The 21730-nt window shown below is 65.1% G+C and carries 17 protein-coding genes; 10 read left to right on the top strand and 7 right to left on the bottom strand.

All coding sequences use genetic code 11. The annotated features are described in order from the left end of the window. Window positions 1-4: 4 nt before the first annotated feature. From C8C93_RS18820 to C8C93_RS18830, 3 genes are read right to left on the bottom strand one after another with little or no spacing between them, the layout of a single operon-like run. Window positions 5-1597 (bottom strand): acyl CoA:acetate/3-ketoacid CoA transferase, encoded by a 1593-nt coding sequence (locus C8C93_RS18820; protein ID WP_121507885.1) that lies wholly within the window; start codon window positions 1595-1597, stop codon window positions 5-7. 37 nt (window positions 1598-1634) lie between these two features. Then, entirely contained in the window at window positions 1635-2888 is a 1254-nt protein-coding gene (locus C8C93_RS18825) for a thiolase family protein (RefSeq protein WP_121507886.1), read from the bottom strand. Between the two features lie 2 nt (window positions 2889-2890). Next, complete coding sequence (locus C8C93_RS18830) at window positions 2891-4105, bottom strand: thiolase family protein (protein ID WP_121507887.1); 1215 nt, start codon at window positions 4103-4105, stop codon at window positions 2891-2893. A gap of 159 nt (window positions 4106-4264) precedes the next feature. Between C8C93_RS18830 and C8C93_RS18835 the strand changes: the two genes are divergently transcribed. The 7 genes from C8C93_RS18835 (at window position 4265) to C8C93_RS18865 (ending at window position 14468) form a co-directional block, all read left to right on the top strand. Beyond that, window positions 4265-5050 carry a crotonase/enoyl-CoA hydratase family protein gene (locus C8C93_RS18835; protein ID WP_055399790.1) on the top strand — a complete coding sequence of 262 codons (786 nt, stop codon included), beginning with the start codon at window positions 4265-4267 and terminating at the stop codon, window positions 5048-5050. Between the two features lie 44 nt (window positions 5051-5094). Continuing rightward, entirely contained in the window at window positions 5095-6963 is a 1869-nt protein-coding gene (locus C8C93_RS18840) for a feruloyl-CoA synthase (RefSeq protein ID WP_121507888.1), read from the top strand. A 23-nt stretch (window positions 6964-6986) separates the two neighbouring features. After that, window positions 6987-7751 carry an SDR family NAD(P)-dependent oxidoreductase gene (locus tag C8C93_RS18845; RefSeq protein WP_121508872.1) on the top strand — a complete coding sequence of 255 codons (765 nt, stop codon included), beginning with the start codon at window positions 6987-6989 and terminating at the stop codon, window positions 7749-7751. Between the two features lie 53 nt (window positions 7752-7804). Beyond that, the gene (locus C8C93_RS18850; RefSeq protein ID WP_055399779.1) at window positions 7805-8794 is read left to right on the top strand and encodes a Bug family tripartite tricarboxylate transporter substrate binding protein; all 990 of its coding nucleotides are present in this window, start codon (window positions 7805-7807) and stop codon (window positions 8792-8794) included. 295 nt (window positions 8795-9089) lie between these two features. After that, the gene (locus tag C8C93_RS18855) at window positions 9090-10790 is read left to right on the top strand and encodes an acyl-CoA dehydrogenase family protein (RefSeq protein ID WP_121507889.1); all 1701 of its coding nucleotides are present in this window, start codon (window positions 9090-9092) and stop codon (window positions 10788-10790) included. A gap of 124 nt (window positions 10791-10914) precedes the next feature. Then, window positions 10915-12648: a tannase/feruloyl esterase family alpha/beta hydrolase gene (locus tag C8C93_RS18860; RefSeq protein ID WP_233559500.1), complete on the top strand. Its 1734-nt coding sequence runs from the start codon at window positions 10915-10917 to the stop codon at window positions 12646-12648. A gap of 74 nt (window positions 12649-12722) precedes the next feature. Further along, complete coding sequence (locus C8C93_RS18865) at window positions 12723-14468, top strand: tannase/feruloyl esterase family alpha/beta hydrolase (RefSeq protein ID WP_121507891.1); 1746 nt, start codon at window positions 12723-12725, stop codon at window positions 14466-14468. A gap of 201 nt (window positions 14469-14669) precedes the next feature. On the opposite strand, the gene C8C93_RS18870 is transcribed toward C8C93_RS18865, so the two are convergent. From C8C93_RS18870 to pobA, 3 genes are all read right to left on the bottom strand, one after another. Continuing rightward, complete coding sequence (locus C8C93_RS18870; RefSeq protein ID WP_305000493.1) at window positions 14670-15311, bottom strand: PaeR7I family type II restriction endonuclease; 642 nt, start codon at window positions 15309-15311, stop codon at window positions 14670-14672. A gap of 112 nt (window positions 15312-15423) precedes the next feature. Next, window positions 15424-17139 carry a TaqI-like C-terminal specificity domain-containing protein gene (locus C8C93_RS18875; RefSeq protein WP_199727050.1) on the bottom strand — a complete coding sequence of 572 codons (1716 nt, stop codon included), beginning with the start codon at window positions 17137-17139 and terminating at the stop codon, window positions 15424-15426. A 952-nt stretch (window positions 17140-18091) separates the two neighbouring features. Beyond that, window positions 18092-19264 (bottom strand): 4-hydroxybenzoate 3-monooxygenase, encoded by a 1173-nt coding sequence (gene pobA / locus C8C93_RS18880; RefSeq protein ID WP_121507893.1) that lies wholly within the window; start codon window positions 19262-19264, stop codon window positions 18092-18094. 103 nt (window positions 19265-19367) lie between these two features. On the opposite strand from pobA, the gene C8C93_RS18885 reads away from it, so the two are divergent. The 3 genes from C8C93_RS18885 to C8C93_RS18895 all read left to right on the top strand — a co-directional run bounded on the left by C8C93_RS18885 (window position 19368) and on the right by C8C93_RS18895 (window position 21176). Continuing rightward, entirely contained in the window at window positions 19368-20261 is an 894-nt protein-coding gene (locus tag C8C93_RS18885) for a helix-turn-helix domain-containing protein (RefSeq protein ID WP_121507894.1), read from the top strand. A gap of 93 nt (window positions 20262-20354) precedes the next feature. After that, window positions 20355-20732, top strand: a complete 378-nt coding sequence (locus tag C8C93_RS18890) for a VOC family protein (RefSeq protein WP_121507895.1) — start codon at window positions 20355-20357, stop codon at window positions 20730-20732. Between the two features lie 15 nt (window positions 20733-20747). Further along, window positions 20748-21176: a VOC family protein gene (locus C8C93_RS18895; RefSeq protein WP_121507896.1), complete on the top strand. Its 429-nt coding sequence runs from the start codon at window positions 20748-20750 to the stop codon at window positions 21174-21176. An 8-nt stretch (window positions 21177-21184) separates the two neighbouring features. Here the strand turns inward: C8C93_RS18895 and C8C93_RS18900 are convergent, their stop codons facing one another. Beyond that, window positions 21185-21634 (bottom strand): Lrp/AsnC family transcriptional regulator, encoded by a 450-nt coding sequence (locus tag C8C93_RS18900; RefSeq protein WP_121507897.1) that lies wholly within the window; start codon window positions 21632-21634, stop codon window positions 21185-21187. Between the last annotated feature and the right edge of the window lie 96 nt (window positions 21635-21730).

Here is a 21730-nt window from a genome sequence, read left to right on the forward strand (position 1 = left end):
CCGTTTATTGGCCTGCGGCCGCCGGTGCCACCGCCTCAGACTTCGCGGCCATGGCCGCCGCCAGTCCGCCCCACTTTTCGTGGAACAGGCCCGCGTCCATGGTCTTCACATTGCGCATGATCGGCTTGAAGCCCATGTGCGCCAGCACGTCGCGCTCCAGGTCGATGCCGGGCGCGATCTCGGTCAGCTCCAGGCCTTCGGTGGTCAGGTGGAACACGGCGCGCTCGGTCACGAAGAGCACGTTCTGCTCCCGCTGGGCAGCATCCAGCCCGTTGAAGGTGATCTGCTCGACCTTCTCGATGAACTTGCGCGAGCGGCCTTCCTTGACGATGGTGAGCTGGCCGTCGGCCACCTTCACCTCCAGGCCACCTGCCGTGAAGGTGCCGCAGAACACCAGGTTCTTGGTCGAGCGCGTGATGTTCACAAAACCACCGCAGCCCACGGGCCGACCGTTGAACTTGCTCACGTTCACGTTGCCGTGGTTGTCGGCCTGCGCCAGGCCCAGGAAGCTCGCGTCCAGCCCGCCGCCGTCGTAGAAGTCGAACTGCAACGACTGCTCAATGATCGCGTCGGCGTTGTAGGCCGTGCCAAAGTCGCCCAGCTGCGCCGGAATGCCGCCGGTGATGCCACTTTCCACGCTCAGCGTGAACTGGTCCGCCACGCCCTCTTCCGCCGCCACCGACGGCACACCGGCCGGAATACCGATGCCCAGGTTAGTGATAGCACCCGGCTTCAGCTCCAGCGCGGTGCGGCGTGCGATGACCTTGCGCTCATCCAGCGCCATGGGCGCCAGCGAGTTCACCGGCACGCGCACGTCGCCACACAGCGCGGCGTTGAACTGCGTGGTGATGGTCTGCATGTGGTTCTCGGGCTGGCTGACCACCACATAGTCCACCGACACGCCCGGCACCTTGACCGACTTGGGGTGCAGGCTGCCCGCCTTGACGATGCGCTCCACCTGCGCGATCACGATGCCGCCGCAGGCCTTGGCCGCGTGGGCGATGTTGATCTGCTCCAGCAGCACACCTTCCTTGTCGAGCGTGATGTTGCCGTTCTCATCGGCCAGCGTGCCGCGGATGATGGCCACATCGATCTTGGGCGCGGGGTAGAACAGCCATTCCTCGCCGTTGAACTCGACGAGCTTGACCAGGTCTTCGGTGGACTTGCTGTTGAGCTTGCCGCCCTCGATGCGCGGGTCTACAAACGTGCCCAGGCCCACCTTGGTCAGCAGCCCGGGGCTGCGGCTGGCAATGTGGCGCGTGAGGTGCGACAGGCTGCCCTGTGGGAAGTTGTAGGCCTCGACCTCGCCGTCGAACACCATCTTCATCATCTCGGCGCCGGTCTGGCCAAAGTGGCCCGCCACGGTGCGCTTGATCATGCCGGGGTGGGCAAAGTGCACCATGCCCGCGTCCTTGCTGTTGCCAATGGCGCCGCAGGCCCAGGTGGTCACGTTCTTCGGGTGGCCGTGGTCGAGGAAATTTTTCTCGATGCCCTTGAGCACTTCCTCCGGCAGGCTGGAGACGGCCAGACCGCCCAGAAAGATGGTGGCGTTGTCGGGGATCAGGGCCCCGGCCTGGGCTGCGGTGATGATTTTCATGGTGCTGTGCTCTTGCAAATGGGTGTGAAGACTGGATTTACGCGTCGGTGTTCTCGATCAGCAAAGCAATGCCTTGCCCGCCGCCCACACAGGCGCTGGAGATGCCGTAGCGCAGCCCACGGCGGCGCAGTTCGCGCGCCAGGGTCACCGTCAGGCGCACGCCGGTGGCGGCCAGCGGGTGGCCCAGGGCAATGGCGCCGCCGTTCACGTTGAGCTTGTTGAGGTCCAGCCCCAGCTCGCGGCCCACGGCCAGGGTCTGTGCGCCCTGGGCTTCGTTGATTTCGAACAGGCCGATGTCATCCAGCGTGAGGCCGGTGCGTGCCAGCAGCGCGCGAATGGCCGGGGCCGGGCCGATGCCCATGTACTCGGGCGCCACACCCACAGCGGCCACACCGCGCAGGCGCGCCAGGGGCTTGAGGCCACGCTGCTGCACATAGGCATCGCTGGCCACCACGGCGCCCACGGCGCCGTCCACCAGGGCCGAGCTGTTGCCAGCGGTCTGCACGCCGCCGGGGTAGACCGTGCGCAGCGAGGCCAGGGCTTCAACCGGCGAGGGGCGCGGGTGGGTGTCGCGGTCGAGCTGCGCCACCTTGCGGGGTAGCGTGATGCCGCGTGTGGCGTAGCCTTCCAGTTCAAACTTCTCGCTGGTCACGGGCACGATCTCGCCCGCCAGAAAGCCATCCTCCTGTGCCTTGAGCGCGCGGGCAAAGGACTGCGAGGCGTAGGCGTCCACATCCTCGCGGGTGATGCCGTATTTCTTGGCCAGGTTCTCGGCCGTCTCGATCATCGTCACCGGGCCGGCGGTGTCGATCAGCGCCTCCATCAGGAAGTCCTTGAACTCCACGGGCGCGCCCAGCTTGAAGCCGGTGCGGTGTGTGTAGGCCGCAATCGGGTTGCGCGTCATGGACTCGGTGCCCACCACCAGCGCCACGTCGGTGTAGCCCAGCGCGATCTGGTCGGCGGCCTGGCGGAACAGCTCAAAGCCCGTGCCGCAGATGCGTTGCACCAGGATGGCGGGCACGGCCTGCGGCACGCCTGCATACAGGCCAATGTGGCGCGGAAGCACAAAGGCGTCGAAATCGGCCTGCGCCATGGAGCCGGTGATGACCGAGCCCACATCGGCTGCGGGCACGCCGCTGCGCTCCAGCACGGCGCGCGCCACCTTGATACCCATGTCGGTGGGCGACACATGGCCCAGCGGGCCGCAGTAATCGACCATGGGCGTTCGCAAGCCGTCCACCAGCCAGGCGTTCAGGGGCGCGGAGAAAGAGCTTGTCGAAGTGGTAGTCATGGTCAGGCCTTGGAAGTGGTTTTGCGGTCGGTCACCCGCAGCACGGTGGCATAGCCGGTGTCGCCCGCAGCGCAGCCGGTGAACAGGCCCACGCCGCCGCCGCGCAGCACTAGCTCTTCGATCAGTTCGATGATGGCGCGCATGCCGGTGGGTGCCTGGGGGTGGCCCCAGATGATGGAGCTGCCGTAGTTGTTCATGCGCTCCCAGGCAAAGCCGGTGTCGCGTGCCAGGGCGATGTCGTTCACGGCAAAGGGGTTGTGCGTCTTGATGGCCGCCACGTCGCTGATGGAAAGGCCCGCGTTCTTGAGCGCGTTGAACGCGGCAGGCGACGGTGCCATGGGCATGTAGCCCGCCTCCACGCGCGCCATGCCAAAGCCCAGGATCTCGACCTCGATGCCGGGGTCGGTGGCCACGGCACGGGCCCGTTCGCGCGTGGTGACGATGGCGCCCGCGTTGCCGTCGGCCGGATGCGTCTGGCCGCCGAAGGTCACCGTGCCACCCTCTTTGACGGGCTTGAGCTTGGCCAGGCCCTCGGCGGTGGTCGGGAAGATGCCTTCGTCGGTGCTCAGCGTGCCGGTCTGCTTGCGGAATTTGGAGTCGGTGACGGGCACATCGGCCATGTAGCGCTTCTGGAAGGCGCGGTCGTCGGCCAGCGCCTCCTGATACTGCGTGTAGCGGTGCAGCTTGAGCGCGTGCTGCTCTTCGGTGCTGATGCCATAGCGTGCCGCCACGTTCTCGCCGGTCTGCAGCATGGGGTTCTTGGCATACGGGTCGTGGCCCATGTTGTCGGGTACCCAGTGCTCGGTAATGCCGTAGCCGCCGGTGCCGCTGGAGTCGGGGTAGTACACCACCGGCCCGTTGGACTGGCGGTCGGCCATCACCAGCAGCGCGCTGGTGGCCGTGCCGCACGCCACTTCTTGTGCGGCCATCTGCAGCGCGCGCACACTGGTGGCGCAGGCCTGCTGCACCGTGGGCCCGGCCACACGGTCGATACCCATCATGCCGGTGACCCAGGGCAGGCCGTAGAAGCTGCCCTTTTGCGGGTTGGTGATGCCGAGGATCGCCAGGTCCACCGCGGCCAGGTCGTACCCGCGCGCGGCGAGCGCCTGCTTGCCCACCGCAGCGGCCAGCGGCAGCGCGTTGAGGTTGGCCAGCGTGCCCTGCCACTTGGCAAACGGGGACGACCAGTAGATACCGTAGGGGATGAAGGCGTTCATGACAGGGTCCTTGCTTGGATTGCGCACCAATTTTAGTTATTTATCATAACCATATGAGTCGCTTGAAAAGCTAGGGAAACCCCTTAGCAAAGAGCGGCCTTGCGGTCTTGTTTTAGTTATTTTTGATAACCATAATTTCCCTAACTTACTCACACCACCATGACCAAGAACTCCGACATCTCCCTTGAAATCCGTGGCGAACGCGAGGAAATCGCGGTCATCCGCCTCACCCGCCCCGCCAAGCGCAATGCCTTGAACGACGGCCTGATCCTGGCGCTGCGCGACGTGATGGACAACCTGCCCGCCAGCGTGGGCGCCGCCGTGATCGATGGCGATGGCGAACACTTCTGCTCGGGCCTCGACCTCTCGGAGCTGAAAGAGCGCGACGCGGGCCAGGGCCTGCACCACTCGCGCATGTGGCACGCGGCGCTGGACCGCGTGCAGTTCGGCCCCGTGCCCGTGGTGGCCGCGCTGCACGGCGCGGTGGTGGGCGGCGGGCTGGAGCTGGCCAGCGCCTGCCACATCCGCGTGGCCGATGAATCCACCTTCTACGCGCTGCCCGAAGGCTCGCGCGGCATCTTCGTGGGCGGCGGCGGTGCGGTGCGCATCCCGCGCCTGATCGGCACGGCCCGCATGACCGACATGATGATGACCGGCCGCGTCTACAACGCCGTGGACGGCGAGCGTGTGGGTTTTGCCCAATACCTCGTGCCCACCGGCACCGCATTCGACAAGGCCTTTGAGCTGGCCCAGCGCATTGCGCAGAACGCACCGCTGACCAACTACGCACTCATGCACGCGCTGCCCCGCATTGCCGAGCAACCGTCGGACCAGGGCCTGATGACCGAAGCCATGATGGCCGCCATTGCCCAGAGCGCGCCCGAAGCCAAGGCCCGCGTGCGCGCCTTCCTCGACGGCAAGGCAGCCAAGGTCCAGAAGGCCTGAAGATGCGAGCCCCCGCCCGCGCCAGTGAGTTCTTGAAAGCACCCATGATGGCAACCGCCCCCACCCCCCGCTACCGGCCGCTGCGCTTTGGCGTGACCGAGGTCACCACCCGCCAGGGCGACAACAGCGTGGTCTATGTGCGCGCCACGCAAGACCTGCAGCCCCACCCCGTGCGCCTGACAGACCGCCTGGCGCACTGGGCGCAGACGACGCCCGACCGCACCTGGATGGCGCAGCGTGTGAAGAACGCCGACGGCAGCCTGGGCGACTGGCGCCACATCAGCTACCGCGAGGCATGGGACAGTGCGTGCCGCATTGCGCAAGCGCTGCTCGACCGCAACCTGAGTGCTGACCGCCCCGTGGTCATGCTCAGCGAAAACGATCTGGAGCATGCCCTGCTGTCGCTGGGCTGCCTGGTGGCGGGCGTGCCGCAGTGCACCGTGTCCGCCGCCTACTCCACTGTGAGCAAGGACTACGACAAGCTACGCCACGCCATCGACACCCTCACGCCCGGCCTGGTGTTTGCGAGCAGCGGCGAGCGCTTTGCCGCCGCCATCAACGCCACGGTGGGCGCCGACGTAGAGGTGGCGCTGATCGAGGGCACACTGCCCGGCCGGAGTACCACCCCATTCAGCGCACTGCTGGCCACCAAGGCCACGCCCGCCGTGGACGCCGCACACGCCGCCATCACGGGCGACAGCATCGCCAAATTCATGTTCACCTCGGGCTCCACCAAGGCGCCCAAGGCCGTGATCATCACGCACGGCATGTGGGCCGCCAACCTGCAGCAGATGAACCAGTCCATGCCCGTGCTGGCCGAGGAAGACCTGGTGCTGGTGGACTGGCTGCCGTGGAACCACACCTTCGGCGGCAACCACAACTTCGGCATCGTCATCTACAACGGCGGCACGCTGTACCTGGACGAAGGCCGCCCCACGCCCGCGGGCATGGCCGAGACCATCCGCAACCTGCGCGAGATCGCGCCCACGGTGTACTTCAACGTGCCCACGGGTTTCGAGGTGCTGGCGCACACCATGAAGACCGACGCGCAGCTGCGCAAGAACCTGCTCAGCCGCGTGAAGATGTTCTTCTTTGCCGCTGCCGCACTCTCGCAACCCATCTGGGATGCCCTCTTTGAGGTGGCCGAGCAGGAGGTGGGCGAGCGCATCGTGATGAACACCGGCCTGGGCATGACCGAGGGCTGCCCCTTCTGCGTGGCCGTGAACAGCCCCAACGTGCAGGCGGGCGACATCGGCGTGCCCACGCCGGGGCTGGAGCTGAAGCTGGTGCCCGTGGATGGCAAGGTCGAGGTGCGCTATCGCGGCCCCAACATCACGCAGGGCTACTGGCGCAACGCCGAGGCCACGCAAGAGGCGTTCGACGAAGAAGGTTTCTACTGCTCGGGCGACGCCGTGAAGTGGATCGACGAGAACGACCTGAACAAGGGCCTGAAGTTTGACGGCCGCATTGCCGAGGACTTCAAGCTCAGCACCGGCACCTTTGTGAGCGTGGGCCCCATGCGCGCCAAGGTCATTGCCGCCTGTGCGCCCTATGTGCAGGACGCGGTCATCACCGGCATCAACCTCAAGGAAGTGGGCGCGCTGCTGATCCCCACGCCCACCATCCGCACGCTGGCGGGCCTGCCGGACGGCGCCAGCCTGCAGCAGGTGCTGGAGAGCGCGCCCGTGCAGCAGCACTTCCAGAAAGTGATCAACCAGCTGGCCGCGCAGGCCACCGGCAGCGCCACGCGCGTGGCCCGCGCCCACCTGATGGCTGAGCCGCCTTCGCTCGACAAGGGCGAGATCACCGACAAGGGCTCCATCAACCAGCGCGCCGTGCTCAAGCACCGCGCCGACCTGGTGAACGCGCTGCACGACGGCAGCCTGCCGTTCACCATCGTTCCCCAACATTGAACCGAAGCAACAAGGACACCACCATGCAGATTCAAGGACAAGCCGCCCTCGTGACCGGCGGCGCATCGGGCCTCGGTGAAGCCACCGCACGCGCACTGGCCACCCAGGGCGCCAAGGTCGCGGTGCTGGACCGCAATGCCGAACTGGCCGAGAAAGTGGCCAGCGAAATCGGCGGCGTGGCCTGCCCCTGCGACATCACCGACCCCGCCAGCGTGCAGGCCGCCATCGACAAGGCCGCCGCCGCCCACGGCCCCGCGCGCATCCTGATGAATGTGGCTGGCATCGGCAGCGCCAAGCGCGTGGTGCAGCGCGACGGCAGCGCCGCGCCGCTGGAAGACTTTGTGCGCGTGGTCAACATCAACCTGATCGGCACCTACAACGTGAGCCGTCTGTTTGCCGCCGCCTGCAGCAAGCTCGACGTGCTGGACAACGGCGAGCGCGGCGTGATGATGTTCACCGCCTCGGTCGCCGCCTTTGACGGCCAGGTGGGCCAGCAGGCCTACAGCGCCTCCAAGGCAGGCCTGGCGGGCATGACCCTGCCCATGGCGCGCGACCTGGCACAGCACGCGATCCGCGTGTGCACCGTGGCGCCCGGCCTGTTTGCCACGCCGCTGATGAAGGAACTGCCCGAGGCCGTGCAGCAATCGCTGGCCGCCAGCATCCCCTTCCCGCAGCGCCTGGGCAAGCCCGAGGAGTTCGCCGAGCTGGCCTGCCACATCGTGACCAACGGCCACCTGAATGGCGAAGTGATTCGCCTCGACGGCGCACTGCGCATGGCGCCACGCTGATCCATTCCTTCCCCCGCCCCCAGAGCTTTCAACGACACACAGGAGACAACACCATGACCATCACCCGCCGACAACTCGTCCAGGCCTTTGGCGCCAGCGCCGCGCTGGGCGCCCTGCATCCCTTTGCTGCCCACGCCCAGGTAGACCAGGTGAAGGTGTATTTCGGCTTCCCCGCTGGCAGCTCGGGCGACACCGTGGCCCGCCGCGTGGCAGAAAAATGGGGCGGCAGCGCCTTCAGCAAGAACGCGGGTGTGGTGGAAAACAAGCCCGGCGCGGGCGGCCGCATTGCGCTGGAGACGCTGAAGGCAGCACCCGCCGACGGCTCGGTGCTGGCGCTGGCGCAGGTCTCGGCCATTGCCAACTACCCGCACATCTACAGCAAGATGAACTACACCGACAAGGACTTCGCGCCCGTGTCGATTGCCGCCGTGATGCACCACGGACTGGCCGTGGGCCCCATGGTGCCCGCCAGCGTGAAGAACGTGAAGGACTTCCTGGCCTGGGCCAAGGCCAACCCCAAGGACGCCAGCTACGGCTCGCCCGGTGCTGGCTCCACGCCGCACTTCCTGGGCGCGCTGCTGGGCATCAACAGCGGCGTGGACCTGCGCCATGTGCCCTACCGTGGCTCCATCCCGGGCGTGACGGACGTGGTGGGCGGCCAGGTGGCTGCCATGGTCACGCCGCACGGTGACTTCATCGCCAACTACAAGGCGGGCAAGCTGCGCATCCTGGCCACCTCGGGCCCCAAGCGCTCGCAGTACGTTCCTGATGTGCCCACGTTCGCCGAGCAAGGCTTCCCTGAGCTCACCACCGAAGAATGGTTTGGCTTCTACGCCCCCGCCGCCACGCCCAAGCCCGTGATTGCCGCCGCCAACGCTGCCATCAACGCCGCCCTGAAGGAAAAGTCTGTCATCGACAGCTTGGCCATCGTGGGCCTGATGCCCCACGGCTCCACGCCCGAGGAACAAGCGCGCTGGCAGAAGGCCGAGTACGACACCTGGGGTCCGCTGATCAAGAAGATTGGTTTCACCGCAGATTCTTGAGTAACCCCCCTGAGGCGCTGACGCGCCTTCCCCCCAGGGGGACGCCGCCAGCGCGGCGGGGCGGCCCTTGCGCGGCGGCCCTCGCCTGGGGGCGCGTCGGTATCGACGGGTGGCGGGCGCAACCCTCGCCCCAACCGTTCGGGCTGAGTCTGTCGAAGCCAGGGCACGCCGTTTGTGCCGCTCTTCGACAAGCCCTGGGTGAACGGCTCCGTACCCAAGGCTGCCCGTTTCAAGAAAAAACAGCCTCTAGCGCTTATCTGTAAAGCGCCATTAGCTATCAAATAGTGAGCAATTCATGCAAGCACGTCAGGCCCTCACCGACATCCAGTTCCTGCTGACCGAGGTGCTGCAGGCCCCTGCGCGGTGGCAGGCGCTGGCGCCGTTTGCCGACACCGATGGCGAGCTGGCTGCGCAGGTGTTGGACGAGGCCGCCAAGTTTGTGGACAGCGCCATCACCCCGTTGCAGCGCACTGGCGATGAGGAAGGCTGCCGGTTTGATGCGGGCCAGGTGCACACGCCCGCAGGGTTTCGCGATGCCTACCAGGCCTTCTGGCAGGCGGGCTGGCCGTCGCTGTCGTGCGCACCCGACGACGGCGGCCAGGGCCTGCCTGCGGTGCTGGAGTGTGTGCTGTTTGAATGGCTGGCGGGTGCCAACCATGGCTGGACCATGGCGCCCGGCCTGCTGCATGGCGCGTACGAATGCATCAAGCACCACGCCAGCGACGAACTCAAGGCGCAGTACCTGGAGAAGGTCGCCACCGGCGAATGGCTGGCCACCATGTGCCTGACCGAAGCCCACGCGGGCAGCGACCTGGGCCTGGTGCGCACACGCGGCGTGCCGCAGCCCGACGGCAGCGCGCGGGTGAACGGCAGCAAGATTTTTATCTCTGGCGGCGAACACGACCTGACCGACAACATCGTGCACCTGGTACTGGCGCGGTTGCCCGATGCACCGGCGGGCCCCAAGGGGCTGTCGCTGTTCCTGGTACCCAAGGTGCTTCAGGATGGCACCCGCAATGCGGTCGTTTGCGAGCGCATCGAAGAAAAGATGGGCCTGCACGGCAGCCCCACCTGCGTGATGCGCTTTGACGAAGCCACCGGCTGGCTGGTGGGCGAGCCGAACAAGGGCCTGAACGCCATGTTCGTGATGATGAACGCCGCGCGCCTGCATGTGGGCCTGCAAGGTATTGGCCTGCTGGAGGCCGCGTGGCAAAAGGCCAGCGCCTACGCGGCAGAGCGCCGCCAGATGCGCGCCCCCGGCGCCAAGGACACCAGCCTCATCCACGACCACCCCGCCATCCGCCGCATCCTGCACACGCAGCGCGCCTGGATCGACGGCGGGCGCGTGCTGGCTTACCACACCGCCCTGCAGCTGGACGTGGCCAAGCACAGCACCGACGCCGGCGAGCGCGCCGCCGCCCAGCGCTGGTGTGCACTGGTCACGCCCGTGCTCAAGGCCGCGCTCACAGAACAGGGCTTCCACGGCGCCAGTGCCTGCCTGCAGGTGTTTGGCGGCCACGGCTATGTGCGCGAATGGGGCATCGAGCAGATCGTGCGCGATGCGCGCGTGGCGATGATCTACGAGGGCACCAACGAGATCCAGGCGATTGACCTGCTGGTGCGCAAGGTGCTGGCCGATGGCGGCCAGGGCCTGGCGGCGCTGCTGACCACACTGCCCGACACAGCGCCCAGCCCTGCGGCCAGCGCACGCCGCCATGCGCTGGTGGAGATCACACAGACGCTGGCGATTGCCGCCCAGTCCGACGCCGAACTGCCCTACTGGGTGGCCGACGACTACCTGCGCGCCGTGGCGCTGGTGCTGCTGGACTGGGCCTGGTGCCAGATCGGCGCGGCCAGCCACAGCGAGCGCTGGAACGCCCCTGCCCAGGCACTCACCCAGTGGGTGCTGCCCGAATTCGACATGCGCGCCGCCATCCTGCGCCAACGCATTGCACAGTCTCTGGAAATAAAGAACAAATTGGCCGCCAGCGCTTGATGGACAAGCGCTAACAGCTACAACATTAGTAGCAATCGCTGGTAGGGCTGCACCAACTCCTGCAGTGCATTGAGGCCGCGCTGCGGGTTTCCCTGGGCCTCAGATAACAAACGGAGACAACAGCATGACCATTACGAAAAGAAGAATGCGCATCTACCCCCTCGCCCTGTCGGCCCTGCCGGCAGCCCTGCTGATCGGGTGCGGAGGGGGATCGTCAGATGCAGGGCTGCCGCAGCTGGCAGCCGCCAACCCGGGCAGCTTGAAATCGTGCAGCGACCTGGCCGCACGCATCAACTTTCCCAACACCACCATCACGGCGGCCAGCCCCGTAGCGGCAGGTACGCTGACCGTGGCGGGCACCCCCGTGGCAGCGCACTGCCAGATCACCGGCACCATGCACTCGCGCGTCAGCGCTGTGGATGGCAAGAACTACGCCATCGGTTTCGAGATGCGCCTGCCCAACGCCTGGAACGGCCGCTTCTACTACCAGGCCAACGGTGGGCTGGACGGCAGCGTGGTGCCCGCCACGGGCAGCTACAGCTCGGGCGTGCAGGTGACCAGCGCCTTGCTCCAAGGCTTTGCGGTCATCAGCTCGGATGCCGGCCACACCGGCGCACAGAACAACACCTTCGGTTTCGATCCGCAAGCCCGTCTGGACTACGGCTACCAGGCGCCTCAGAAGCTCACACCCATGGCCAAGAACGCCATCGAGCTTGCCTATGGCCGCGCGCCAGACCGCTCGTACTTCGGCGGCTGCTCCAACGGCGGGCGCCACACCATGGTGGCCATGTCGCGGCTGGCCAATGAATACGACGGCTTCCTCGCGGGCGACCCAGGCTTCAACCTGCCCAAGGCAGCAGTCAGCCAGGTGTGGGGCGCCAAGAAGTACGCGGCCCTGGCCACGCCCGGCGCCATGACCACCGCGCCCGCCTGGCTGGGCGGCTTTCCGGTGCCCGACATCGGCACCGCATTCACCCCCGCCGAGCGCACGCTGGTATCGAACCGCATCCTGGCCAAGTGCGATGCGCTGGACGGCGTGACCGACGGCATCGTGGGCGATGTGGCGGCCTGCCAGACCCAGTTCAAGCTGAACGACGACGTGCCCACCTGCACCGGCGCGCGCGATGGCAGTTGCCTCACTGCCGAACAAAACACGATGGTGGCCGAGATCCACACCGGGGCCAAGACATCGGCAGGCGCCGCCATCTACAGCACCTTCCCGCTGGACCCCGGCATCGCCAACCAGGACTGGGCGACCTGGGAGTTCGTGATCGGCCAGGTGCTGGACCCTTTGTCCTCGGGCACCGTGTTCAGCACGCCCCCCGTGCAGCAGACGCTGGCCACGGCCAACATTGACCAGTTGGCCGCCTCCATCTTTGCCACCAACGCCACGTTCACCGAATCGTCCATGTCGTTCATGACGCCGCCCAACCCCACCGACCTGGCCAAGCTGAAAGGCCGTGGCGCCAAGGTCATGGTGTTCCACGGCACGGGCGATGCCGTGTTCTCATACGACGACACCGTGAACTGGTACAAGGGCGTGGCCGCTGCCAACCAGGGCGATGCGAGCAACTTTGCGCGCCTGTTCCCCGTGCCCGCCATGGGCCACTGCGGCAGCGGCATCACCACCGACCAGTTCGACATGCTGACCCCGCTGGTCAACTGGGTCGAAAAGGGCCAGGCCCCCGACAAGGTGATCGCCCAGGCGCGTGGCGCTGGCAATGCCGCCGGTGCCAACCTGGAGCTGCCCGCCAGCTGGTCTGCCAACCGCACCCGCCCGCTGTGCGCCTACCCCAAGGTGGCGCGCTACAACGGCACGGGTGATATCGAAAGCGCCAGCAGCTTCAGCTGCAAGTAGTGCCCCGGCCCTGGCCACTGCGGCCAGGGCCTTTTTTTGACTGCGCCCTTCCCCCGCCCACCTGGAGACATCGCATGCCACACCCCCTCACGCGCCCCCTCCCCCTGTCGGCCCTGGCCATGGCACTGGGCACCGCCACGCTGCTGGCAGGCTGCGCCAGCGCACCGCGCACCACGCCCCCACCGCAACTCGGCGCCGCCACACCCGCCACGCTGAAAAACTGCACCGCGCTGGCCCAGAGCCTCGCGCTGCCCGACACGCGCATCACCTCGGCAGAGATGGTGGCCGAGGGCCCGATCACCCTGCAGGGCAACACCACGCAGGCGCCCGCGCACTGCCTGGTCAAAGGCAAGATGAAAGAGCGCACCGGCCCCGTGGATGGCGCCAGCTACGCCATCGGTTTTGAGATCCGCATGCCCGTCCACTGGAACGGCCGCTTTCTGCACCAGGCCAACGGCGGGCTGGACGGCAGCGTGGTGACCGCACTCGGCGCCGTCAGCGGCGCTGCGCCCGCGGCCCCCGGCCTGGTGCAAGGCTTTGCCGTGCTCAGCTCCGACGCGGGCCACGGCGCGCCCACACCCTTCTTCGGGCTGGACCCCCAGGCCCGGCGCGACTATGGCTACCAGGCCGTGGGCACCCTCACGCCCATGGCCAAGGACCTGATCAAAGGCGCCTACGGCAAGGGCCCCGACCGCTCGTACATCGCCGGCTGCTCCAACGGTGGCCGCCACGCCATGGTGGCCGCATCGCGCTACGCCGACCAGTACGACGGCGTGCTGGCGGGCAACCCCGGCTTCAGCCTGCCCAAGGCCGCCACGGCCCAGCTGTGGAAAGCCCAGCAATACGCCAAGGTGGCCACCAAGGACGCCAACGGCCAGCCCGACCTGACCAAGGCCGTGAGCCCCGCCGAGTTCCAGCTCATCGGCCGCAAGCTCGTGGAGCGCTGCGACGCGCTGGACGGCGCCACCGACGGCCAGGTGAACGACGTGCAGGCCTGCCAGGCCGCCTTCAACCTGCAACGCGACGTGCCCACCTGCACCGCAGCCAACACCGCGCGGGATGGATCGTGCATCTCTGCCGAGCAAAAGAACGTGCTGGCCAGCATCTTCGCGGGGCCCCAAAACAGCAAGGGCGAAGCCCTGTACACCGGCACTTGGTTCGACCCCGGCGTGGCGGGTAGCAACTTTGCGTTCTGGCACTTCAACGCCCCCACCACGCGCGACGCGGGGGCCGTGGCCTTCTTGTTCACCACACCGCCCTCCACCCTGGACGCCTTCAAGGCCACCACCGGCCTGCAGTACGCGCTGAACTTCAGCATGGAGACGGACTACCCCAAGATGTTCGCCACCACACCGGTCTACACCGAGTCCTCGTGGTCGTACATGACTCCCCCCAACGCGGCCGACCTGAGCGCCCTGCGCAACCGGGGCGCCAAGATGATGGTCTACCACGGCGTGGCCGACGGCGTGTTCTCGCCCATCGACACCGCGAACTGGATGGACCGCGTGCAGGCAAACCATGGCGGCAAGGCCGACGACTTTGCCCGCCTGTACCTGGTGCCCGGCATGAACCACTGCTCCGGCGGCCCCGCCACCGACCAGTTCGACATGCTGGCCCCGCTGGTGGCGTGGGTGGAACAAGGCAAGGCGCCTGAGAGCGTGACGGCGAACGCGCGTGGCGCGGGGGCCAAGGTGGTTAACAACGAGCTGCCTGCAAGTTGGTCTGCCAACCGCACCCGGCCGCTCTGTGTGTACCCCAAGTTGGCACGCTACAACGGCACAGGGGATGTGGAGAGTGCGAGCAGTTTCAGCTGCAATTGATGGGTGATTGGACGCTGGAAGCCCGGCGTTTGCCGGGCATTTTCTTTGTGCGTCGTATTGAATAGAACACCTGCTTGCAGAGGTCGCGGGTGTATCGCTGTTCGGCTAGCAGCTTCGGCGTTGTGAATCTGACGCAGCAGATTGACGAACCGCTTTGCAGCGATAGCCGTCGTGGGCTACGCATTCAAAAGAGCTGGTTGTTCACCGAACAGCGCCAGGTAATCTGGCAGCCTCCACCGCGACATGGCCCGCGAACGAGGTAACGAAGTTGTCGAGGCCGGACAGCTCTGACAGCGATCGATATTCGCCAGTGCTCGACGCATTCGAGGGCGTCGCCAGTAGCGCAGCTGCCGAATAGAGCTTCTCCTTGACCAGCTTTTGGCAGAGCAGGTCATAGCGTTTCAAATACGACGCCCCCTCAAACTCAGGGAAGACGGGGAAGTGGGGTTGGTCGTTACGCACTGGCGCGCGGGACGCATCTGTGTCCTCGACCACCATCAGCCAGCCAAGGAACGGCTGAGGCTCCGCGCCTAAAGCGCCATCCCGATACGCCGTCCAAAGACAGTGCGCTGTGCCGATTGCCTCTTCGGTGCGGTTGTTGTAGTTGTTTCCGAAACTGCCAACCTGGGACTTGAACTCAAGTGCAGCGACGAGGCGCTTTCCGTTTAACACCAGCAAATCCCACTGCTTGGTTGGACGGAAATAGCCAGGCAAAACGACCAATCCCTTATTGACATGGATTTGGGCATGCGCCAAGCCGTTGGCCTTCACGAGGCTTTGGATCAATGCGACGAAACCGTCGAGATTCTTGCCCGCAGTGACGGCACCCCGGGGTACCAGCATCGATGTTTCCTGTCTCGGCTTGCTTGCGCTGCGCAGCCTCCCGGTTGCCCCAAAACGCCTTAATCGCATCGCGGACTTGTTCCTTGTAGTTAGCCAATTCGAGCGCCATGGCTCAACTCCCTTTGATGATTTTCTTCTCCTCAGGCGTCAGCCCATAGAGCTCTGACACGGCATCGTCACATGCCGGAAGGTCAAGCGCCTCCGCTGCCTCGGCAAGGCTCGCACGCAGGGCGTTTGGCACGGACTCCCATCTGGGAAGCCTGATACGACGAAGATACTGAGCCTGAAACCGCAGGAATCCCCCCCGCATCTTCGTCGAATAGGTCGCGATAAAAAGCCGCGTCAGCTTCGACAGCAGCACGGCTTGTAGCGCCTTTAACTCCCATTCGTCCGAAACCACGTAGTACAGGTTGTGGTGCGGATAAAGCTTCCCTTCCTCGTAAACGACTTGAGCATCTCCCTTGATGTCGGGGATGAGCAGCTTCGGCCTGCTTGCAAGCGCCGGGGTGATGCGGTCAATCGTGCGATACCACCGCCTTTCATCGCGTTTGGCCACATGCCGACGTGTGATCGCCGGTTTATGGGCCTCAAGGTAGGCAGCGAGCTTTGGGAATTCTTTAAGGTCAACGAGCGGCCCCTCGTCAGTGAAGGGATTCACGACGCCGTAACCCCGCCACCGCACATGGCCCGTGTGGATATCGCGGGTCATTACAAGAGGAAGCTTTCGGCTTGGCTCAATATCGAGCTCATCGAATTTAACAACGTAGATTTGATCAGCGCCTGTCGCCACGCCGATGCCAACTTTACAGCCCGTCTCCTCAAGCGCAGGGAAATCGCGCTCAATGCGCCGGACTAGCTCGCGGGTACATGCGAATTGCAGCACCCACGGTTCTTCGCCGTTAGTTACATCATCAAGCTTGTGGACGTTAGCCGGCAGCGATTTCGCATATCCGCTCAGCACCTCCGCCAAGTCACGCAGATAGCCTCTCTCGACCACTGGTGCCGCCGCAACCAGCGTTGGACCGGGGGGCGCCTTCTCGATCACAGTAATCGACGGATAGGCAGACACTTCGACATGGAAAGCTGGCGTGTCCACCATGTCGATGTAAGACAGCAAATGGAAGTCACGAGCAACCATCGCGCGCAATGGACCGCCGTACTTGTTCTTCGTCCAGCGATCAGCGCAGATGAACGAAAACTTCCCTCCCTCGTTTAGGAGGCTCAGACTTCGCTCAATGAAAGGGATGTAGAGGTCGGCGCGGTCGTAGAGCGTTGAATATAGGCGTCGGTATTCGCGCAGTAGCGCCTCTGGGATGAGCTCCTGCCGCACGTAAGGAGGATTGCCGATCACGAAGTCAAAGCCCGACGGCAGCGACACAAGAAGAAAGTCGCCCTGGATCAGCCATTTGCCCGTAAGCCTCGACGCCTCGGCTAGCTCGAGGCCACTCTGTTCCATCATCGTCATCAGCTTAGCGCGGGCGTGCTCGAGCGAGTCGGTATGCAGTTCCACAGCCCGGATACAGTTGTCCAGCGGAGGAACCTCCATTCCGCACTTGCGCGCTGCGCAAACCGAAGCGAGTAGGCGGGAGACAGCCGCTACGAGGAATTCGCCATGCCCACAACAAGGCTCCAACAGCGTCTTGCGATAGAGCGGCGAGGAAGACGAATAGCCGACTAAATCAAGGATGAAATCGACCACTTCCGGCCGCGTGTAGATCGCTCCGCGCTCCTCCATGCCGGATTCCTGGGATAGGGCTTCTACCGCGTCTGTTACCGGACACATCCCAGGGAAGAACGGTTGGTCGAGTAGTAGTTCAGACGTTGTCATAGGGACGTTTATAGCGAGCCAGCCATTATCCGCGCTTGACACCGCATTACGACTACCTGCCCTACTCAGCTTTGGCCGCGATACCACGCAATTTGTACCGAATTGCGCACCACAAATGACACCGCAGCGAATGGAGTCATAAATCCCTCTCATAGAGTTCGTAGTGCACTGAGCGCTCGCGGGCTGCATGCGGAAGGTGCGCAGCAAGGTCGTCATCCGCCACAAGAAGCGCTAGGCCTTCTACACGCGAGCCAAAGCCTTCTCGGAGTATTTTTCGAGGCCGGTGCCGTCGCCGTTTTGGTGTTGAGCCGGGCTACCGTGGCCTAGTGCAGGTAGCTCGAAGTCGATGCCCCACACACCATAGCGGGGGCAGCCGCCTACTTCGACGCGCCCGGCGTGCGTTTAGCCGGCATTGGCGATCTGCCGGCTTCGTTCTTCGCCTTCTTCCCTTGGTCGTAATGCCACTTGATGGCAAAGAACATGCCAGTGCCAAACACGGCCACCTTGAACACAATGAAGACTATCGGGACCCAATCCATCTTTGAGATTTTCCTGGCTGTTGATTGGCACTGTCGGGTGTGAAGTGCACTGCCTCAAAACGCTGCATCGGCAGCTTCATCGTGTTCAAGCCATCGTCGAACCGGAGCCGACACCACTGGGCAAATGATCTGAAAACTTGGCGCGATGCTATCGGGTCTGCCGTGCGGGCGTAAGCATCAGTTCTGCTTAAATTTTCCGTAGCAGATGGAGATCGCTGAGCAGGGCAACAGCCTGAAAAGAGGCTTTGTCACTAGGCCTTATGTGGCCGCACTACTCAGGCCCCTGGGGAACGCCGAGAGTGAGCAGACGAATCGCCGATTGCACTCACCGCCGATGCGGGCACACAAAAAAGGCCTGCATGAGGGAACCCCATGCAGGCCTTTGATTGGGTAGCAGTGCTACTGCCGGGTGCTCAAAACGGCAACCCCACATAGTTCTCCGCCAGCGACCCCAGCGCCTTCTCAGAAGAGAACAGATACGCCAGGTCCGTGTCCTGCAGCTTCTGGTCGTACGCGATGGAATCCGGGAAGGTGTGCAGCATGGTCGTCATCCACCACGAGAAGCGCTGGGCCTTCCACACGCGGGCCAGGGCCTTTTCGGAGTATTTGTCGAGGCCGGTGCTGTCGCCGTTTTGGTAGTGGGCGACCATGGCGTGGTACAGGTAGTAGATGTCCGACGCGGCGCTGTTCAGGCCCCGTGCGCCGGTGGGCGGCACGATGTGGGCGGCGTCGCCGGCCAGGAACAGGTTGCCATAGCGCATGGGCTCGGCCACAAAGGAGCGCAGGGGGGCGATGGACTTTTCGATGGATGCGCCGGTGATGAGCTGCGCGGCCACCTCGGCGGGCAGGCGGCGTTTCAATTCTGCCCAGAAGGCTTCGTCGGACCAGTCTTCCACGGTGTCGGTCAGCGGCACCTGGATGTAGTAGCGGCTCAGCACCTGCGAGCGCAGCGAGCACAGCGCAAAGCCGCGCTCGTGCTTGGCGTAGATCAGTTCGGGCGAGACGGGCTTGGTGCGCGAGAGCACGCCCAGCCAGCCGAAGGGGTAGACCTTTTCATACTCCTTGAGCACATCGCGGGGGATGGACTTGCGGCTCACGCCGTGGAAGCCGTCGGCGCCGATGACGAAGTCGCATTCGATGCGCACCACCTCGTCGCCACTGCGGTAGGTCACATACGGGTTGGCGCTTTTCAGGTCGTGCGGCTGCACATCTTCGGCGTTGTGGATGACGACGCCCTTCATGCGGTCGCGCGCTTCGTACAGGTCGCGCGTCAGCTCGGTCTGGCCGTAGACCACCACCGAGCTGCCGCCGCTGTACTTGTGCAAATCGACCCGGTCCATCTTGCCGTCGTGGGCAATGATGAAGCCGTCGTGGATCTCGCCTTCCTTGTCCATGCGCTCGCCGCACTGGGCCTCGCGCATGAGCGCGGCAAAGCCGTGCTCCAGCACGCCGGCACGGATGCGGCCCAGCACGTATTCGCGGCTTTGGCGCTCCAGCACGATGGTGTCGATGCCCTTGAGGTGCAAGAGCTGCGAGAGCATGAGGCCCGAGGGGCCTCCGCCGATGATGCAAACCTGGGTTTTCATGGTGTCTCCTGGTGTGGTTGGTGTGTTCATGACATGGGTCAAACGGACCACCCAAAGATACGTGGCACAGTCGCCGCGTTGAATGGACGGATGGAGCCAGAACATGCACTTTTCGAACATGGCCGAGAACCACAGCAGCATTCAGTCGTACAGCCTGTTTGGCGAGTCGCAGCACCTGCCCGACGTGCTGCACTGCGAGACGATTGCCGCGCGATCGGTGCTGCACGACTGGGAGCTGGCGCCGCACCGGCACACGCGGCTGCACCAGGTGTTGCTGATCGAATCGGGCGGCGGCGTGGCGCACCTGGATGGCGAGCAGCACGCACTGGCCGCCGGTGCGCTCATCAACGTGCCGCCGGGCCATGTGCACGCGTTTCGGTTCACGCAGCACACGCAGGGCTGGGTGGCCACGCTGGCCGATGAATTAATGGACGAAATTTTTGTGCGCGTAGGCGATGTGCGTCGCGATCTGGCGCGGCCCGCCGTGGTCACCGCCAGCCCACCCATCAGCCAGGCCATGGGGCAGATCTGGCAGGAGTTCTCGGGCCGCGCCAAGGCGCGTGCGCTGGTGCTGCGGGGCCTGAGCGCCACGCTGCTGGGCTGGGTGGCACGGGCCATTGAAGACCACAGCCCCGACGACACCGCTGCACCAGAGTCCAGTCTGGTGCAGCGGCTGGAGGCGCTGATTGAGGCGCATTTTCTGGAGCACTGGCAGGTGGCGGACTATGCGCGCGCGCTGGCCGTGTCGCCCACGCACCTCAGCCGCGTGTCGCGGGCCACCACGGGCGTATCGGCCCAGCGGCTGATTGAGGCGCGCCTGATGCGCGAGGCACGGCGCAACCTGGCCTACACCCACCTGGGCGTGGCCACCATTGCCTACACGCTGGGCTATGCCGACCCGGCGTACTTCACCCGCGCCTTCACGCGCGATGCAGGCTTGTCGCCGCGCAGCTTTCGCGCACAGGTGGCAGCATCGAGCCCGGGCCGCATCACGTGAGCCCGGTGACACGCTGCTGACACTGCGCTGTCAGCAGGCCGCCGCGACCATCAAGGCTTCTTTTTTGAGTTTGCACACACAAGGAGCCTTTGCATGAAAAACGCCATCGCTTGGTTTGAAATCCCCACCACACAACTCGACCGCGCCCAGACTTTTTATGAAGCCGTGCTGGGCCAGACCCTGCGCCGCGAGAACATGGGGCCCAGCGAAGGTGCTGTGTTTCCCTACGACGGCGCAGCAGACGGCGTGGGCGGCGCGTTGATGATGGGCGCGACGGCACCGCAGGTATCGGGCAGCGGCACACTGGTGTACCTGGATGCTTCGCCCTCGCTCGACGCCGCACTGGAGCGCGCCGTAGCCCAGGGCGGCCAGGTAGCACTGCCCCGCCAGGCATTGCCACCGGGCATGGGGTTCTTTGCGCACATCCATGACCTGGATGGCAACCGCGTGGGTTTGCACGCACTTTCTTGAAGAAGGGACAACCGCATGGAAACACAGGAACTGCACCGGGGCCGGCTGATTGACCACATTCAGCTCGTTGTGCGCGATCTGGCGGCCAGCCAGGCGTTTTACACAGCCGCGCTGGGGGCGCTGAAGGTGCCGATGGGTGGCGCGGACGAGGGCTATTTCTGGGCGGACGAGCTGTTTGTGTCGTCAGCCGACAGCCCTGCCGCGCAAGGCCACCTCACCGGCCGCACGCACCTGGCCTTTCAGGCGCAGGACCGGGCAATGGTGGATGCCTTCTACCAAGCCGCGCTGGCCCACGGCGGCACCGACAACGGCGCACCGGGCGAACGCCCCTACCACCCCGGCTACTACGCCGCCTTTGTGCTGGACCCGGATGGCAACAACATCGAGGCGGTGTTCCATGGCGACGCGCAGCGCAGTGCGGCGTCGGTGAAGATCACGTTCTAAAGCTTGGGTCAGCCCGCCTCCGGCCGGGCAAGGCCGCGCAGCGGGATGGGCGTGGAGAACACGATGGACGTGCGTGTTTCGCCATAGCCGTTGATATCGCCCAGAAAGCGCTCCAGATCGGGCAGGTCGCGCGCCACGACCTGCATCACGTACGAGTCGTTGCCGCTGACATGGTGGCATTCGAGCACCTGGGGCGACTTGAGCAGCTTGTCGATCAGCGCCTTCTTGCCGGGCTGCGGCACGTTGATGCCCACCACGGCGCGCACGCCGTAGCCAACCTTGGCGGGGTCGATGTCGGCATGCACGCCGCGCACCACGCCCGCCTCTTGCAGGCGGCGCAGGCGCTCGAGCGTGGCGGGCACCGACAGGCCCACGGCCTCGGCCAGTTCCTTGAGCGAAGCGCGGCCATCGGCCTGCAGCGCGCTGATCAGGCGCCAGGCTTTGTCATCCACTTCCATAAAAGCCTTTATCGGTTGGCACAGAAAAAAACGAAACCCAATTCTGGATTCGCCGAATTTTCTGCATTCTCCACCGCCCGCCGCCGACCTAGCATT

Origin of the sequence: Acidovorax sp. 93 (genome assembly GCF_003633835.1) — a bacterium.
GTDB classification, from domain to species: Bacteria; Pseudomonadota; Gammaproteobacteria; order Burkholderiales; family Burkholderiaceae_C; genus Acidovorax; species Acidovorax facilis.

Bases quoted from the DNA above. Each gene is read 5' to 3' on its own strand.
- C8C93_RS18820 (WP_121507885.1), bottom strand. From the start codon at position 1,597: ATGAAAATCATCACCGCAGCCCAGGCCGGGGCCCTGATCCCCGACAAC.
- C8C93_RS18825 (WP_121507886.1), bottom strand. From the start codon at position 2,888: ATGACTACCACTTCGACAAGCTCTTTCTCCGCGCCCCTGAACGCCTGG.
- C8C93_RS18830 (WP_121507887.1), bottom strand. From the start codon at position 4,105: ATGAACGCCTTCATCCCCTACGGTATCTACTGGTCGTCCCCGTTTGCC.
- C8C93_RS18835 (WP_055399790.1), top strand. From the start codon at position 4,265: ATGACCAAGAACTCCGACATCTCCCTTGAAATCCGTGGCGAACGCGAG.
- C8C93_RS18840 (WP_121507888.1), top strand. From the start codon at position 5,095: ATGATGGCAACCGCCCCCACCCCCCGCTACCGGCCGCTGCGCTTTGGC.
- C8C93_RS18845 (WP_121508872.1), top strand. From the start codon at position 6,987: ATGCAGATTCAAGGACAAGCCGCCCTCGTGACCGGCGGCGCATCGGGC.
- C8C93_RS18850 (WP_055399779.1), top strand. From the start codon at position 7,805: ATGACCATCACCCGCCGACAACTCGTCCAGGCCTTTGGCGCCAGCGCC.
- C8C93_RS18855 (WP_121507889.1), top strand. From the start codon at position 9,090: ATGCAAGCACGTCAGGCCCTCACCGACATCCAGTTCCTGCTGACCGAG.
- C8C93_RS18860 (WP_233559500.1), top strand. From the start codon at position 10,915: ATGACCATTACGAAAAGAAGAATGCGCATCTACCCCCTCGCCCTGTCG.
- C8C93_RS18865 (WP_121507891.1), top strand. From the start codon at position 12,723: ATGCCACACCCCCTCACGCGCCCCCTCCCCCTGTCGGCCCTGGCCATG.
- C8C93_RS18870 (WP_305000493.1), bottom strand. From the start codon at position 15,311: ATGCTGGTACCCCGGGGTGCCGTCACTGCGGGCAAGAATCTCGACGGT.
- C8C93_RS18875 (WP_199727050.1), bottom strand. From the start codon at position 17,139: ATGACAACGTCTGAACTACTACTCGACCAACCGTTCTTCCCTGGGATG.
- pobA (WP_121507893.1), bottom strand. From the start codon at position 19,264: ATGAAAACCCAGGTTTGCATCATCGGCGGAGGCCCCTCGGGCCTCATG.
- C8C93_RS18885 (WP_121507894.1), top strand. From the start codon at position 19,368: ATGCACTTTTCGAACATGGCCGAGAACCACAGCAGCATTCAGTCGTAC.
- C8C93_RS18890 (WP_121507895.1), top strand. From the start codon at position 20,355: ATGAAAAACGCCATCGCTTGGTTTGAAATCCCCACCACACAACTCGAC.
- C8C93_RS18895 (WP_121507896.1), top strand. From the start codon at position 20,748: ATGGAAACACAGGAACTGCACCGGGGCCGGCTGATTGACCACATTCAG.
- C8C93_RS18900 (WP_121507897.1), bottom strand. From the start codon at position 21,634: ATGGAAGTGGATGACAAAGCCTGGCGCCTGATCAGCGCGCTGCAGGCC.